Source organism: Pseudoxanthomonas sp. LARHCG66, from assembly GCF_052871755.1.
Genome location: NZ_JBIXJW010000001.1, coordinates 1,446,084 through 1,460,846 on the forward strand (window position 1 = coordinate 1,446,084; position 14,763 = coordinate 1,460,846).

Genomic DNA, 14,763 nt, shown 5'->3' on the forward strand with positions numbered 1-14,763 from the left:
TTGAAGCAACCGATAGTCCTGCCGTGCGCCGCACAGTAGCCCTGCCGGCCGACACGCCGCACACCTACCCAACGCCCGAGGATACGACCATGTTCAAGCTGATCCCTGCAGTGCTCGCGGCCGCTCTCGCGGCCACCATCTCCCCCTCCGCACAGGCCCACGACGCTACGCCCGGCCACCACGGCGCGCAGGTGAAGAATGTCGTGCTGGTGCACGGCGCCTTCGCCGACGGTGCCGGCTGGCGCCCGGTCTACGACGACCTCACCGCGCGTGGCTATCGCGTCTCGATCGTGCAGAACCCGTTGACCTCGCTCGCCGATGACGTGAAGGCGACCCAGCGCGTGCTCGACCGCCAGGACGGTCCCGCCATTCTGGTCGGCCATTCCTGGGGCGGCACCGTCATCACCGAAGCCGGCGTTCACGACAAGGTGGCCGGCCTGGTCTACGTGTCCGCCCTGGCGCCGGACGCCGGTGAAACCACCGCCCAGCAGTACACGGGCTTCGCGCCCACGCCCGAGTTCGTGATCGAGACAGGCAGCGACGGCTACGGCTTCATCAGTCCCGCCAAGTTCAAGGCCGGCTTCGCCCACGACACCACCGATGCCGACGCGGCATTCCTGCGCGACTCGCAGGTGCCGATCAACATGTCTGTGTTCGGCACCACGCTGACCCACGCGGCCTGGCGCACGAAGCCCAGCTGGGCCGTGATTGCCACCGAAGACAAGGCGTTCGATCAGGCCATGCTCATCCACATGGCCGAGCGCATCAACGCGCGCATCACCAAGGTGTCCGCCAGCCACGCGGTCTTCATGACGCAGCCCAAGGTGGTCGCCGATACGATCGATCGCGCCGCCAGGGAAGCCGGCCAACCGGCCAGGTAAGCGTCGCTCGCGGGCGCGCCGGACGGCGCGTCCGCAGCTTCCCCATCGCACCTCCTCCCCACGACGGGCGGCCGCACCCGGCTGCCTGGACGCCCCACTTCGCTCTGAGTATCCGCCGCCGTGTCCATGTCCAGCTCTCACCGTCCTTTCCATGCTTCTCACGCGACCGACGCACGACATCCGGGTCGTCATGACTTCATCGTCTGCGGCGCCGGTCCTGCCGGCTGCGCCCTGGCCGGCAGGCTCGCGGAAAATCCCGCCGTGCGCGTGCTGTTGATCGAGGCGGGCGGATCCGATGAGCTGCCTGAGGTGCTGGAGCCCACGCAATGGCCACTGAACCTCGGCTCCGATCGCGACTGGGCCTTCGTGGCGCAGCCCAATCCGCACCTCAATCACCGGGCCATTCCGCTGAACATGGGCAAGGTGCTGGGAGGCGGATCCAGCATCAACGTGATGGTGTGGGCGCGGGGGCACCAGAGTGACTGGGAGCACTTCGCCGAAGAAGCCGGCGACGAGGCGTGGGGCTATCGTGCAGTCCTCGACATCTATCGACGCATCGAGGACTGGCGCGGTGTGCCCGATGCCGTCCGGCGCGGCACCGGTGGTCCGGTGCACGTGGAAACGCCACCGCACCCCCAACCGGTGGCGACTGCCATGATCGAGGCCGCGAAAACCCTCGGACTGCCGACGTTCGACAGTCCCAATGGCGTCATGATGGAAGGGCGCGGCGGCGTCGCACTCAACGACCTGATCGTGAAGGCGGGCCGAAGATCATCGCTCTTCCGCTCCTACATCTTCCCGAAGCGGGGGCAGCCCAACCTGACGGTGATGACCAACGCCCAGGTCAGCAGAATTGTCCTGGATGGCACTACGGCCATCGGCGTCGAGGTCATGCAGGGCGCGCGCAGCATGCGCATCATGGCCGACCGCGAGGTGATCCTGTCGATGGGCGCGATCAATACGCCCAAGGTCCTGATGCAGTCCGGCATTGGTCCGGAAGAGGAACTGACGCCTCATGGCATCAAGGTGATCCAGCACCTGCCCGGCGTCGGACGGAACCACCAGGACCACGTGTCCTTCGGCTGCATCTTCGAGTCGGGCGCGCCGGTGGGCGTGGGCAACGGCGGGTCGGAGGCCACGCTGTACTGGAAGACCGATCCTGCGCTGGCTGCTCCGGATGTATTCCATTGCCAGCTGGAATTCCCGGTGCCGACACCGGAGACCGCGCATCGCGGCGTGCCGGCACATGGCTGGATGACCTTCGCCGGGCTTTCCCATCCCAAGAGTCGGGGTTCGGTACACCTGACCGGCGCCGACGCGGGCGCACCCTGCCGGATCGAAGCCAATACGCTGTCGCATCCCGACGATGTGCGCAGCGCCGTAGCGACCATCGCGTTGGCACGCGAAATGGCGCACGCCTCGCCGTTCAAGAAGCTGTTGAAGCGCGAGGCCATGCCGGGAAGCCTGGATGCGTCCGGGATGGAAACCTACATCCGCGACTCGGCAGTGACCTTCTGGCATCAGGCCTGCACGGCGAAGATGGGGCGCGACGCGATGTCGGTGGTCAACGGCAACCTGCAGGTCTACGGCATCGATCGGTTGCGGCTCGCGGATGCATCCATCATGCCCAACGTCCCGAGCGGGAACACGATGGCACCCTGTGTAGTGATTGGCGAGCGGGCCGCAGAGATCATCAAGAAAGCGCATGGACTTTGAGCAATGATGCGATCCCTGCTTGAGTCCAGGGCCGCGAGCGGACCGACGCGTTGTCGTTGGCCGGCGAGCATGGAGCGTTCCATGGCGGACAATCCTGCCGGACGTCCGTCATGGTTTGGCCATCCCGGAAACCTGTGCTTGATCGCACATCGAGACACCGACCATGTAGCCACCCGCAACCGGATTGAACCGCTGCGCCACCGTCCTTGCTGAAATACAAGCATCAAGAAAGCAGCGACGACTCACTTCCTGGCTCACTTTCCGGCTGACTGTCCCTGGACTGCGAAGGACATCCCAACGTGTCGAGGATTTCCATCAGCTCCCTGCCAGAAGCGGACATCATCGAACCCGTGGATGCGTTCCGATGAACGCCGTACTCCATGCGGGAAGCTCAGTTGCCAGTCCGCTGCCCGATCCACAGCCGATTGCCGTCGGGGTCTTCAATGCGGAACTCGCTCATGCCGTAGAAGGGATGACCGATCGAAGGCACGTCCAAGCCGCGCCTCCGCACGTCGCGGTGGTAGGCGAAGATGTCGTCGGGGTACAGGTAGACCACCGAAGTGCGTGGTGCATCCGGCGGCTGGTTGATCGATTCGTCCACCATCAGCCGGCACTCGTCCAGCAACAGCATCGCCCAGCGCCATTCGTCGTTGCGCTTTTCCACCGCAAAGCCCAGCTTTGCGTAGAACTCGACGCTCGTCGGCATGTGGCGGACGGGCAGCATCGGGATTGCGCGCTGCATCTTCATTCTTTTCTCCTTGGCTAATCGTCGGCGGGGGCGCCGGTCTGCAGTGCGCGCGTGGCCGCCGCCGTGGACAGCTGCAACGCCACGGCGAGTTCCTGCGCACTGCACTTGGCGTCGCCCAGCAACCACGCCACCACCGGCGAGAACAGACCATCGGCGAGCCCATGTGCGGCAAGGCGCACGGGAATGCGCAGGCGGCTGCGCTGCGCCGGAGACAGCGTGTTCTCCACGTGCATGACCAGCGTGTACCGGACAATACGCAGCGCAGCGCCCTGGAAGAGGCTGCGTGCGAGCGCGCGGTTCTGCCAGAAGTGCTCGAGGATCGCGCGCACTTTGTTGACGTCCGCCTGCCCTCCCACCAGATTGGCCAGTGTCCGGAACGGACCCTCCAGGCTGGCGGCAAGCAACTCGTCCTTGTTGCGGAAGTGCTCGTAGAACGTCGAGCGGCTGACGCCCGATCGCGCCAGCACATCACCGACGCGGATCTCGTGGTAGCGCTGACTGAGCACCAGCGAGAAGAACGCCGCCATCAGGTCCTGGCGCGTGCGCCGCCTGCGGGGATCCTCGTTGGGCTCAAGCTGTGTCATGCGCTGGATCATCCCACGAACCCTGCCGGACATTGGGCCGCGATTGTCCGGAAACCGGCGGCGATCGCCTCGCTAGCCTGTACCCTCTTCTTCGCAAGGGCATCGCATGACCACGACTTCCTCCCGCGCGCCGAGCGCTGTGCTGCCCGGCGTGCTGCTGATCGCGAGCGGGGTGCTGGCGCCGCTCATCATGATCTTCCATCCCACCGCGCAGGGCGCCGACATGGCGGCGCGGCTCACCCGCCTCTCGGAGATCTCGGCACTCAGCCGGCACGTGCACCTGGCGATGATCGTATGCATCATCGCCCTCTGGCTGTCATTGGCCCACCTCGCACGGCGCTGGCCAGGCAATGGCTGGGTGTGGGCCGCAATGCGCCTCTACACCCTGGGCGCAGCTGCCATGCTGGGCGCGGCACTGATCAGCGGCTTCCTGATCGGTGACTATCTGCAGCGCGTCCTGCCGCTGATCCCGCTTGCCGAGGACGCGCTGCCTTCGGTGCTGCTTGCCTTCTCCGCCAATCAGGTGCTGGCGGGATTCGGCACGCTCGGCATGTCGGCGGGAATCGTGCTGTGGTCGGTCGCGATGCTGCGCCACGCCGGGCCGCTGGCGATCGCATGCAGCGCCTACGGCGCGATCGCGGGCCTGCTGTGCCTGATCGGCTATGCCATGGGAATGATCTCGCTCGACGTTCCTGGCATGACCTTCGTGGTCGTCGCGCAGAGCCTCTGGTACTGCCTGCTGGGCCTGTGGATCGTGCGGACTTCGCCGGACGTCACGACAATGACATCCCCCGATGACGGCCAGCGCGTTTGACGCCTGGTCCGCCGTCCCCCGATCCACGGACCCGCATCATGCTCGTACCCTACTCTCACACATGGCCGCTGGTCTTCCAGGATCTCCGGCAGGCACTGCTGCCGGTTTTCGCCGGTACGCCGATCGAGATCATGCACATCGGCAGTACCTCGGTACCCGGCCTCGCGGCCAAGCCGGTCATCGACCTCCTGCTGGGCGCGCCAACACTCGCCGAGATCGAGGCCCGCGTCGCAGACATCGTGAGGCTGGACTACATCTACCGGCCTCATTACGAAACCGCGATCCCGCAGCGTCGCTACTTCGTCAAAGACATCGCGGGCGACCTGCGCATCCACCTGCATGGCGTCGAACAAGGCGGTCGACTCTGGCGGGAACATCTCCGCTTCCGTGACCTGCTGCGCGTCGACGACGCACGCCGGTCCGAGTACGAGGCCCTGAAGCGCCGGCTCGACATCGTGCATGCCGGCGACAAGGCTGCGTATACGTTGGAGAAGGGTGCCTACATTCGATCCCTGTTGTCTTCCATGGACGACTAGATCCTCCGACAGTGCAACGCCGCATGGAGGCCTGCCAAGACGAACCAACCCGGTTCACCCTTGCAAAACAACTCTAGCGATGTCCGCTCCGGCTTGAATGATCGCCAGACCTGCCCACTGGGCGAACGGGACGCAGCAATGCCGAGGAGACGAATGTCCGAGTTACGGACGTATGCGTGTGGACTTTGGTGGGTCGAGAAGGTGCCAAGATCCGACGAAATGCCTGATCGGACCCTCACTTCATGGAGGGCACGGCATTGTGCTGCACTGGCAGAAGTAGCAGCAGCCTCCTCTGCGCTGCCTTGCACCAAGGGCAGCGCGCCGACGCGCCCTTCACCGGCGGGCGGGTCGTGCGCGTCTTCCGTCGTGGCGTTCCGCGGTCTCGCGACTTTGCGCGAACTCCGGGAAGGTCTCCGCCAGCGGCGCCTTGTCCGGGAGGATGTAGAACACCCCGCCCTTCTCGAAAGTAGGCTGCATGATCCGCTCGTAGAACTCCGGCGAGACGTTGATGCAGCCATGCGTGATGCGATTGTCATCGGGCGTCGGCGATGCCAGGCGCTCTTCACGCTTCTCGGCGGGGACGCCGGTGGCGGTAGGATGGATGGAGACTGCGGAATCGTAGTCCACCCACAGTACGCGCCCCGCGTCGATGGACGGGCCGAAACCGCCCACGAAGCGACCCGCAGGCGTCGTGCGATCGCGGCCCGGAATCTCGCGAAGCGCGAGACCGGCGACACCGGGGGCCGTGTGGTCGCCGACCGCCGATCCGAAGAGTCCGGGTGCCGCCCCGCGAGGCCGGCCGTCGCCGCCGAACACCAGGATCTGGGCAGAGGCCTTGTCGATGATTGCGAAGGGATAGTCTTGGCTGTCCTTGGTCGCGACGATCCAGCCTGCGAGCTCGATCACCGTGTCGGACACCTCTTGCCCTTCCGGAAGCTGGTCGGCGACGGTCGCCGCTTGTTTGTCGACATTTTCGGCACTGGACGCCCCGAAGCTCGCGAACGCCAGCGCCAACAGCAGCGCGCCAGAGGCTGCGCGGATCGCAGGGTGTATGGACGTACGAATGGCGTGGATCCTCTGGACAAGATGGGGGCAAGAAAGGATCCCGGTGGCCAGCAAGGGCCACCGGGTCCCGGGTTCACACTGCGCGTAGCGAATCGTGCAAACGCGATCAGCCGCGCGGCACGCGGCGCGGTGCCGCTTCGAGCTGCCGCACGCGGCCTTCAATCTGATCCAGCCGCTGGTTTGCCTGCTGCGCGGATTGATTCGCGGATTCGGCGCTCTGGGCAGCGCCCTGCACCTTCGTATCGAGCTGATCGAGACGCGAGTTGATCCCTGCAAACTCATCGTCGTAGCTGGCGCAGCCGCCAAGACCCACGGCCGCAACCATCGCCACGCCGAGCACGCGTGCCGTCTTGAGATATCGCTTGTTCTGGAACATTACAATTCTCCTTCGTCTGGGGGACTCGGAATATAGCGGCCTTTCTTGCCGGCGCCGCAACATATCTTCAGCTAACGTTGGAGTACGTAGATGGAGCGTGAAAATACAGAAATTCGTGTGCATCCCGGCTCGAATCCGTCAGTCGCAGGGACGAATCGCAGTTTGTAATCCGGGATCACAACGAATCTGCGTCACCGATCCCACCTGAGGTAGACCGCAGGCCGCAACATGCGGGCGGTGTTTGCACCGACTGATCTTCAAAGACGTCCCCGACGCCTGCCATTCGTCGGCGAGGAAGCCACGCCGTCACTCCCATGCCTCCGGACGATCGAGGTCGTGTCGCCCGGCATCACTCCCTCACTGCGCACGATGTCCACTTCGATCGATAGTGGATATCGGGGGACGTCCTACGGCAAGCCAGTCTTCACTGTCTGCGTCGTGATCTCTTCACTCGTGAGATAGGCCGCCAGCTCTTCTGGTTGTCCCTGAGGGAATGCCTCCTTCAGGAACTCCAGGAACGCGGATACGCGTGCGCTCAGCAGGCGCCGGGATGGGTATAGCGCCCAGATCTCGATGGGCCGCCCCTTCACGTCGCCCCATGGCACGAGCGCGCCTGAGTGCAGGTCGCCGGCCACCAGCGACAAGGGCAGCACGGCGGCGCCTATTCCCGTCCGAACCGCATCGCGGATCATGATCAGCGACGCCAGGCGCAGGACCGGTTCGATGGACACGCGCACATCACCGCCCTGGGTCGCCAGATCCCACGCCGATTGATTGCCGGAGGCACGCACCACCGCACGCGCAGCAACGTCTGGCTCCGGCCTCCCAAGGTCAGGGACGGCCACCGCAACCAGGCGATCACGGAGCAGGACACGCCCGATCAGGCGTTCGTCGGGATCGGGATTGACCCGGATCACCAGGTCATAGCCCTCCTCCACCATGTCGACGGCGCGGTCCTCGGTGGTGATCTCCACGCGCACCTCGGGGTAACGCAATGCAAAGCGGGCCGACAGCTTGCCCAGTGCCATCTGCGAAAACAGCAGCGGCGCGCTGATGCGCAGCCTGCCGCGTGGCGTTTCGCCACCCGAGGCAACCGCCGTGGCGGCTTCGCCGATCTCGGCCAGCAGGGTTTCGGTGCGCTCGAACAGCGCACGCCCTTCCTGCGTCAGCTTCAGGGTGTGGGACCCGCGCTCGAACAGGCGCACGCCCAGGCTCGCTTCCAGGTCCGCGACCCGTCGCGACAACGTGGCCTTGGGTCGTTCTGCGGCCCTAGCCGCCCGGCCGAAGCCGCCATGACGTGCCACCAGGTTGAAGTCGGCCAGGGCCAGAAGGTCCACGTGTTCCACCAGTGAGACGGGCAGTCCAAGTATATGGGCTATCGACCCGAATCCGGATCAACAACCATGGAGCCTCCTCACCCACCCGGAGCACTCCCATGAGCATCCTCGTCACCGGCGCCACCGGAACTGTCGGCCGCCACGTCGTGCAGCACCTCTCCCAGCGTGGCGCCAAGGTGCGCGCCCTGGTCCGCAACCCGGCCAACGCGAACCTCCCCGCCTGGGTCGAGACCGTCCAGGGCGACCTGCTCGATGTCGATTCCCTGCGCCAGGCCGTTCAGGGCGTGTCCACGCTCTTCCTGCTCAACGCGGTGGTGGCCGATGAATTCACCCAGGCGCTGATCACGCTCAATGTCGCCCGCGAAGCCGGGGTTAAGCGGGTCGTCTATCTCTCGGTGATCCACAGCGACCGCTACGTGAACGTGCCCCACTTCGCCGGCAAGTTCGGCGTGGAACGCATGCTCGAACAGATGGGCTTCAACGCGACGATCCTGCGCCCGGCCTACTTCATGGACAACGACCTGACGGTCAAGGACGTGGTGCTCGGCCATGGCGTGTACCCGATGCCGATCGGGAGCAAGGGCCTGGCGATGATCGATGCGCGCGACATCGGCGAGATCGCGGCGATCGAGCTGCTGTCCCGCGATCGGGCACCCGATGGCAGCGCGCTGACCCGCCTCAACCTGGTCGGCCCGGATACGCTGACGGGTGCGGAGGTCGCGGACATCTGGTCCGCGACGCTGGGCCGCGACATCGCATACGGCGGTGACGACACGGCGGGCTTCGAGCAGAACCTGCGCCAGTTCATGTCGGCGTGGATGGCCTATGACATGCGCCAGATGGGAGAACGCTTCCTCACCGACGGCATGGTGCCCGAACCCGGCGACGTCGCGCGGCTCACCGAGCGACTGGGGCGCCCGCTGCGCTCGTATCGCGACTTCGCTGCTGAAACCGCCGCAGCCGGCTGACCTCTTCCAACCTCATCCATCACGGAGCCCACCATGATCTACTCGACCGCCACCTTGCCGGTGAACGCGCCCGGCCAGACACCACTCACCCGTTCCCAGGCATGGGAGGGGCTGGTGCAGAAGGCACGCGACGCCAGGCTCTTCTTCCCGCCCGACGAATGCACCCGCAGCGAGATCGTCGGGGAGAGCCCATCGCACCTGGTGCGCGAAGCGACCATCCTGGGCAGTGATCTCACCGAGATCATCACCTTCGAGGCAAACACGAAGATCACCTTCTTCCAGGCCATCAGCCCACGCGAAGGCGCGATCATCAACGAACTGTTCGAAGACGAACGCGGCGAGCTCCAGCTTCGCTTCTACGGTTATCTCGGGTTGCGCGGCAAAGTACCCAACGGCCCGGAGGAACAGGCAGCCCAGGCCTGGATGGATAGCGAAAAAGGGTTCAAGGCCGCGATCCAGTCGACGCTGAAACGCACTCGCGAACTGGTCGCGGAGGGGCGCATCTGACCAACCTTGTACGAAGTCGGCGCCTGGTGTCCGCTCCCGACCCGATGCGGACATCTTCTGCCGTACCATGCCCGGGTGTCGATCGACGCGCGGGGGACATGGATTCCCATGCTGACCCATGACTTGTGCACCGCGCGTTTCATTGGCGCGTAACGCCAGACGTGTGCGAGATGTGGGAGGCTACGTGCTGCAATGTCGGCCAAGCCTTGAACTGACCGCGCGCACGATGAACTCCCACCTCGCATCGGACCGAACATGCGCCTGCTAGCCGGATGCGAACTGACTGTCGAATCCAACGAGGACTGCGCGGTGGTCGCAATGTTGCGACCGCGCAATGGCGAAGCGCAATGGATGATCAGCGAAACCTACACGTTCGACCCCCATGTTCGCCCGACCGAGTTCGTCGATGTATTCGGCAACCTGTGCCAGCGTTTCGTGGTCCGGCGTGGACGCATGCGAATCCGGGCAGAGCTTGAGGTCGAGACCGAGCGAGATATCGTCATTGCGCCGTGGGTCGCGCCGACACCGGCCGCATTCCTGCCCGATCACGCGTTGCAGTACCTGCTGCCGAGTCGCTACTGCCCGAGCGATCGTACGTTCGACCAGGCGCAGGCCATCGTGGCTGCGGCCGCCCCCCGCAGTGGGCAAGTGGGGGCAATCGTGGAATGGATCCGCACCCATATCGCGTACCGGTACGGGGTTAGCGACGCCACCACGGATGCACTCGGCACCATGGAAGCACGTGCAGGGGTCTGCCGCGACTACGCACATGTCGGAATCACGCTATGCAGGAGCCTGCGCATTCCTGCCCGGATGGTGGTCGGATATCTGCACGGACTGGAACCGATGGATCTGCATGCATGGTTCGAGGCGTACCTGGACGGCCGCTGGTACACCTTCGACCCGACGCAGGCCGCACCCCGTGGGGGTCGGATCGTGGTCGCTTACGGCCGCGATGCTGCCGATGTGGCTTTTCTGACCAATTACGGCTGGTTGCAGACTTTTGAAATGCAGGTATGGGTAGGCGAGCGAACTGGCGAAGTGCCACTTTTACTCACGGGCGGAAGCCTGTAGCAGTCGAGCAGCCGCCAAACCGGCTTTGCTCTTTCTGTCGAAGCAGAACCCATTTCCGCTTCTGGCCAGAAGCGGACATCAACCGACGCTTGGCTTAAGCCGCGCCCTAGAGCGGATCGGCTTGAATGATTGTCAGATGCTGTTGCCGCCGCCTACTTGCTGTCGCTCCAAGTACCGTAGGTCGTCGATTGCAAGCTCCGGTGGAAATGCAAAGAATCTAGCAAACGGCTCTTGATCAAAGAGATATAGAAGATGGGGTTGCTGCCCATGCATCCGAAGCAGAGAGTGGCAATTGCCGGGCTGAATATCCAGCCTTTGCCGCGTTGTTAGCTTGTCACCAGCACTGTATCGGCCCTTCCACGCTACCAGCACTTGCCATTGAATGGTCTGTTGAGCCTCGCCCACATGTCGCGGAAGCTTTGCCGTATCTGGCTTGATGGAGTTTCCGAGTGGCACCGCAAGAGCTACCGAGTGAGCGTCACTAAATCTTCTGCTGGGCGGCTCGGGAAGTATCGAGCAGGCAGCAGCGTCATGGTTCATCGACGCTAACAACGCAGCGATTAGGAGTGCGTTGATCTTGACCATTGCACCTAACACCTTGAATTAAGCCGACCCGCGAAGCGGGTTCGGCGTGAATGAATTGCTAGGTGGCGTGCTAGCTGACACGGTCCACCATCAGACTGTCACTATGAGCTGCCAACGAGTGGATGACAAAGCCAAGAACCTGATCGAAGAGTCGCCCGCTACCTTGCCCTGCAACCGAAATGTACGGTGACTCGTCTTTGGGCTCGATGAGACGGACAGCTCCGTTCTCACGTGAGTCCGATAGATCAACGTGATATTCGTTGCCGTCCTGAAACTCGGGCCAACTCTTTAAGGATGCAGCCAAATCAGTGGGCAGCGAGAAGTACGAGAGTATGTGCACTTCACGGGATGTCATTGCAGCCACCTAACACCTGAATTGAGCCGCGTTCGGAAGCAACGTCGGCTTGAATGAATTGTTAGGTGCGCACCTCATGGACTGGGCGGACGACATGAGGTGCCATATGCTTCCGTGTAAGGTTTGCCGAAGCAGGCCACCAACCCGTCCACGACTTCGATGTTAGGTGGCCAGCGCATCTTCATGGTTGGCTGGCCGGGTGGAGTAGGCAGCTCAAAGTAGCCATCCTTCAGTGGCGGCATACCAGCGCCTTCCGGGTAAGCAACAGCTGCGAGGCGCTCTTGCGCGGCCAGTAGTGCAGGATTGTCCTGTCGCAGGAAAGCTAAGGTGGCATCCACGTAATAGTTCCAACCGACTGGGTCTTGCTCTACGGGCTTCCGGGCGGCCTCTAACAGCGGGATTGCCTGCTCGTATTGACCTGCTGAGGCACGCATTTGACCCTCGTGCCACGCTAAAAGCGAGCCTGCGTTTGAATGCTTGGCCCGGTACGCCGCCAATAGGTCCGCAGCTGCGAGCTCGCAGCCAGGAATATTGGCAATGGCCCGCCAGCCATCTGAAAGGTCTTGGTCAAAGGCGTTTTCATCAAGCGCAAGTAAGGCGTCCTCGTCGTACTTGCAACGGTCAGTCGCATGAGCTACAGGATTGCCAAATAGCAGGGAGTAGAATGCTACAGCTGCGAAATTTTTCACGTGCGCACCTAACACTGGAATTAAACCGACCCGCGAAGCGGGTTCGGCTTGAATGAATTGTTAGGCCGCATCTCTGAACACGAACTCATAGTGCGTGACCTCATTGGGATGTTGAGCAATCTCTGCCAGGACAGCCTTCATGTCAGGTGCGCCAGGGCCGCTCCAATCAGGGCTCCACTGAAGGTGCGGCTGGATGAACTCGTCCGTAACCGTGAAGGAATCGTAGCCCAAGAACCGCCAGCCTTGAGAGTAGATAAGCTCAATGCAGCGTGGCGCGTCGGCCCGCGACACCAGCGTGACACCGCCACGCCCCGTGTGCGGAAAGTTGAAATCTCTCAACAGATCAGACCAGTCTGACATGCGGCCTAACGCCTGAATTAAGCTGGCCCGCAGCGGGGCGGCGACTGAGTGCAAATATAGCCGAAGGCGCGCACTTAGGCGCCGCCCTGATGTGGGCTCGGCTTGAATGAATTGTCAGGGCTCATGCTCAGTAACCTCCTCCGCCGAGTCCAAGCTAAACAACATGTAGGCGGTTGTGCCATGAGCAACGCGTCTTAATGTCCCACGAAACTTACCCCTGACCCGATAAAGCTCTTTCTCACGGAGACTGGGAAGTGCTGCGAGGACAACATTGTAAGGGTCATGAACGATGGTACGAATACGGGAGTCCGCGCTGTCGCAAGAAGCAAGAAACAACCCATGCTGATGCTTTGTCAAACATCCACTAACCAGAATGGATTGGTTAAGAAGACTGTCGCTAGACCGAGTCAGAACAGTCGAGTTCATGACTGTCTTGCTATGGGCCCCGCACGCGGATAGCGCGACCACTAGAATTGCAACTACAAGGCCGCAAGATCGTTTGAACATGAGCCCTAATACCTGAATTAAGCCGACCCGCGAAGCGGGTTCGGCTTGAATGAATTGTTAGGCGGCACTCGCGTGTTAGTCATAGATAAAGCTCCCAAACTTGAACAAGATGGACTCACCACGGAAGACGCCAAAGAAGTTGTCGGTGTTCTTGGGGCAATAGACGTGACGCACGTGATCTCCCGGCCCAGTAAGTGCAATTGCCTCGGTCCATTCAGGTGAGGCTGCCAGATCCGGAGAACCAAGCCTGCGGGCAAAGTCCAGTGTCTCATCGCGACTTAGTGGAACGGAAACCTCACAGCCGGCAAGTCCAACCTCTCGCGAGAACTTCCTTGGCTCCAGCTCAGGTCTGGCTGATTGGTGAGCGCAGCCGCTAGTGAGCAGCGAACTGAAGAGGGCCAGTCTGAACAGTCGAGATTCAAGTCCTGAAGTGCGGAAGTTCATGCTGTGCCGCCTAACACCTGAATTAAGCCGAGCCGCGAAGCGGCTTCGGCTTGAATGAATTGTTAGGCCTTGGCTGCAAACTACTGGGCCCGAACAGTGAACTGAAGGAAATCCTCTCTACTCTCCTTGGAGTTGTCCAGTGAGTACTCCAAGTCGATCTGGACATCGGCCGTGGTCAGTTGCGGGCTGTAGAAGGACGCTTTACCGGACCAAGACTCAATGCCGGTATTCCCACTCGGCCCGGCGATGCGTTGGCCTTGGAGGCAGGTAATGGAGCGGTTGATGTTTGACTCCATGAACTCTGTGGAAGTGTTCTCCATGAGCCACTCACAGAAGACGCCTGCCGCTATGTCACCATCGGAGTGCTCGCAGCTCTTGTAATGGTTGACCATCCATGTGCCTCCCCGGATTAGCTTGACTGTGCTCGATTGTCCCGCCGGCACAGTTTTGGCCCATGAATCCAAGTGCTCGCACATGCTCGTATCAGCAAGGTGCGGCGTGGATGCGCACGAGGAGCAGGCAATTGCCAATGCCGTTACTACGAGTAGCCGCATAGCTCGCTCCAAGGCCTAACACCGGAATTAAGCCGACCCGCGAAGCGGGTTCGGCTTGAATGAATTGTTAGGCATCTGTCCCGTTAGCCAATGGGAAGAGCCTGAAGATGTAACCAGCCTCTTGCCACTCTGGGTCGTGGTGCATGCGGAACTCCCAGAACCGGGTATGTGGCTTGTCCGAAAGTAGTGACTGCAAGCTGTCATTCGCTAGTTCCGGGTCATGCACGCGAAATGATAGCTGCCGGAGGCCGTTCCAGGTGCTGCGCGCCAGAAACAAGGCATTCTTTCCCTCAATAGCGGACTCAATCTTGTCGCCAATCTCGAACAAGAGTTTGCTCTCCTCAGGGGTTGGCATGCCTTTCTCGGCAAGCTCCTCCGCCTGGATATTTACCTCTAGGTGCCAAGGAAATATCTCCGGGTGCTGGAAGGACAGCAAAGCGTCATTAACCACAATGACCTCTGGAAGATCATTGCGATTGCTGTCAAAGAGCGTGTAGTGCGGCTCCGGAAGGGCTATGCGGACGTGTGCCACAGATGCCTAACGCCTGAATTAAGCCGCGCCGCGAAGCGGCGTCGGCTTGAATGAATTGTTAGGCACCGCCCCGCAGACCGGAAAAGCCTGCGCCCAACAGAGCGATGCCTACGGCAAGATGCAAAAGCAGC

16 protein-coding genes are annotated in these 14,763 nt (G+C 62.3%); 7 read left to right on the top strand and 9 right to left on the bottom strand.

Annotated features, from left to right (window positions below; genetic code table 11):
• The first annotated feature begins 89 nt into the window (after window positions 1–89).
• Window positions 90–881: an alpha/beta fold hydrolase gene (locus ACIPRS_RS06740; RefSeq protein ID WP_192199975.1), complete on the top strand. Its 792-nt coding sequence runs from the start codon at window positions 90–92 to the stop codon at window positions 879–881.
• Between the two features lie 126 nt (window positions 882–1,007).
• Complete coding sequence (locus ACIPRS_RS06745) at window positions 1,008–2,597, top strand: GMC family oxidoreductase (RefSeq protein WP_446537961.1); 1,590 nt, start codon at window positions 1,008–1,010, stop codon at window positions 2,595–2,597.
• Between the two features lie 391 nt (window positions 2,598–2,988).
• On the opposite strand, the gene ACIPRS_RS06750 is transcribed toward ACIPRS_RS06745, so the two are convergent.
• Window positions 2,989–3,345 (bottom strand): VOC family protein, encoded by a 357-nt coding sequence (locus ACIPRS_RS06750; RefSeq protein ID WP_446537962.1) that lies wholly within the window; start codon window positions 3,343–3,345, stop codon window positions 2,989–2,991.
• A gap of 14 nt (window positions 3,346–3,359) precedes the next feature.
• Complete coding sequence (locus tag ACIPRS_RS06755; protein WP_446537963.1) at window positions 3,360–3,929, bottom strand: TetR/AcrR family transcriptional regulator; 570 nt, start codon at window positions 3,927–3,929, stop codon at window positions 3,360–3,362.
• A gap of 151 nt (window positions 3,930–4,080) precedes the next feature.
• Here ACIPRS_RS06755 and ACIPRS_RS06760 point away from each other — a divergent pair, with 151 nt between their 5' ends.
• Both ACIPRS_RS06760 and ACIPRS_RS06765 read left to right on the top strand, forming a co-directional pair.
• Window positions 4,081–4,743 (top strand): hypothetical protein, encoded by a 663-nt coding sequence (locus ACIPRS_RS06760; protein WP_446537964.1) that lies wholly within the window; start codon window positions 4,081–4,083, stop codon window positions 4,741–4,743.
• 38 nt (window positions 4,744–4,781) lie between these two features.
• Window positions 4,782–5,279, top strand: a complete 498-nt coding sequence (locus ACIPRS_RS06765) for a GrpB family protein (RefSeq protein ID WP_446537965.1) — start codon at window positions 4,782–4,784, stop codon at window positions 5,277–5,279.
• 333 nt (window positions 5,280–5,612) lie between these two features.
• On the opposite strand, the gene ACIPRS_RS06770 is transcribed toward ACIPRS_RS06765, so the two are convergent.
• From ACIPRS_RS06770 to ACIPRS_RS06780, 3 genes are all read right to left on the bottom strand, one after another.
• Window positions 5,613–6,287 carry a hypothetical protein gene (locus tag ACIPRS_RS06770; RefSeq protein ID WP_446538018.1) on the bottom strand — a complete coding sequence of 225 codons (675 nt, stop codon included), beginning with the start codon at window positions 6,285–6,287 and terminating at the stop codon, window positions 5,613–5,615.
• Between the two features lie 163 nt (window positions 6,288–6,450).
• Entirely contained in the window at window positions 6,451–6,720 is a 270-nt protein-coding gene (locus tag ACIPRS_RS06775) for a hypothetical protein (protein ID WP_337730827.1), read from the bottom strand.
• A gap of 407 nt (window positions 6,721–7,127) precedes the next feature.
• Window positions 7,128–8,057, bottom strand: coding sequence for a LysR family transcriptional regulator (locus tag ACIPRS_RS06780; protein WP_446537966.1), 930 nt, complete (start codon window positions 8,055–8,057; stop codon window positions 7,128–7,130).
• 98 nt (window positions 8,058–8,155) lie between these two features.
• Between ACIPRS_RS06780 and ACIPRS_RS06785 the strand changes: the two genes are divergently transcribed.
• The 3 genes from ACIPRS_RS06785 (at window position 8,156) to ACIPRS_RS06795 (ending at window position 10,606) form a co-directional block, all read left to right on the top strand.
• The gene (locus ACIPRS_RS06785; RefSeq protein WP_446537967.1) at window positions 8,156–9,025 is read left to right on the top strand and encodes an SDR family oxidoreductase; all 870 of its coding nucleotides are present in this window, start codon (window positions 8,156–8,158) and stop codon (window positions 9,023–9,025) included.
• Window positions 9,026–9,058: 33 nt separating this feature from the next.
• Window positions 9,059–9,532 (top strand): AtaL-like protein, encoded by a 474-nt coding sequence (locus ACIPRS_RS06790; RefSeq protein ID WP_446537968.1) that lies wholly within the window; start codon window positions 9,059–9,061, stop codon window positions 9,530–9,532.
• A 255-nt stretch (window positions 9,533–9,787) separates the two neighbouring features.
• The gene (locus tag ACIPRS_RS06795; protein WP_446537969.1) at window positions 9,788–10,606 is read left to right on the top strand and encodes a transglutaminase domain-containing protein; all 819 of its coding nucleotides are present in this window, start codon (window positions 9,788–9,790) and stop codon (window positions 10,604–10,606) included.
• Between the two features lie 132 nt (window positions 10,607–10,738).
• On the opposite strand, the gene ACIPRS_RS06800 is transcribed toward ACIPRS_RS06795, so the two are convergent.
• The 4 genes from ACIPRS_RS06800 to ACIPRS_RS06815 form a co-directional block, all read right to left on the bottom strand.
• Window positions 10,739–11,191, bottom strand: coding sequence for a hypothetical protein (locus tag ACIPRS_RS06800; RefSeq protein WP_446537970.1), 453 nt, complete (start codon window positions 11,189–11,191; stop codon window positions 10,739–10,741).
• A 429-nt stretch (window positions 11,192–11,620) separates the two neighbouring features.
• Window positions 11,621–12,235 (bottom strand): hypothetical protein, encoded by a 615-nt coding sequence (locus tag ACIPRS_RS06805; RefSeq protein WP_446537971.1) that lies wholly within the window; start codon window positions 12,233–12,235, stop codon window positions 11,621–11,623.
• A 60-nt stretch (window positions 12,236–12,295) separates the two neighbouring features.
• Complete coding sequence (locus tag ACIPRS_RS06810) at window positions 12,296–12,595, bottom strand: hypothetical protein (protein ID WP_446537972.1); 300 nt, start codon at window positions 12,593–12,595, stop codon at window positions 12,296–12,298.
• Between the two features lie 1,572 nt (window positions 12,596–14,167).
• On the bottom strand, window positions 14,168–14,632 hold the full coding sequence (locus ACIPRS_RS06815) for a DUF695 domain-containing protein (protein ID WP_446537973.1): 465 nt from the start codon (window positions 14,630–14,632) through the stop codon (window positions 14,168–14,170).
• Between the last annotated feature and the right edge of the window lie 131 nt (window positions 14,633–14,763).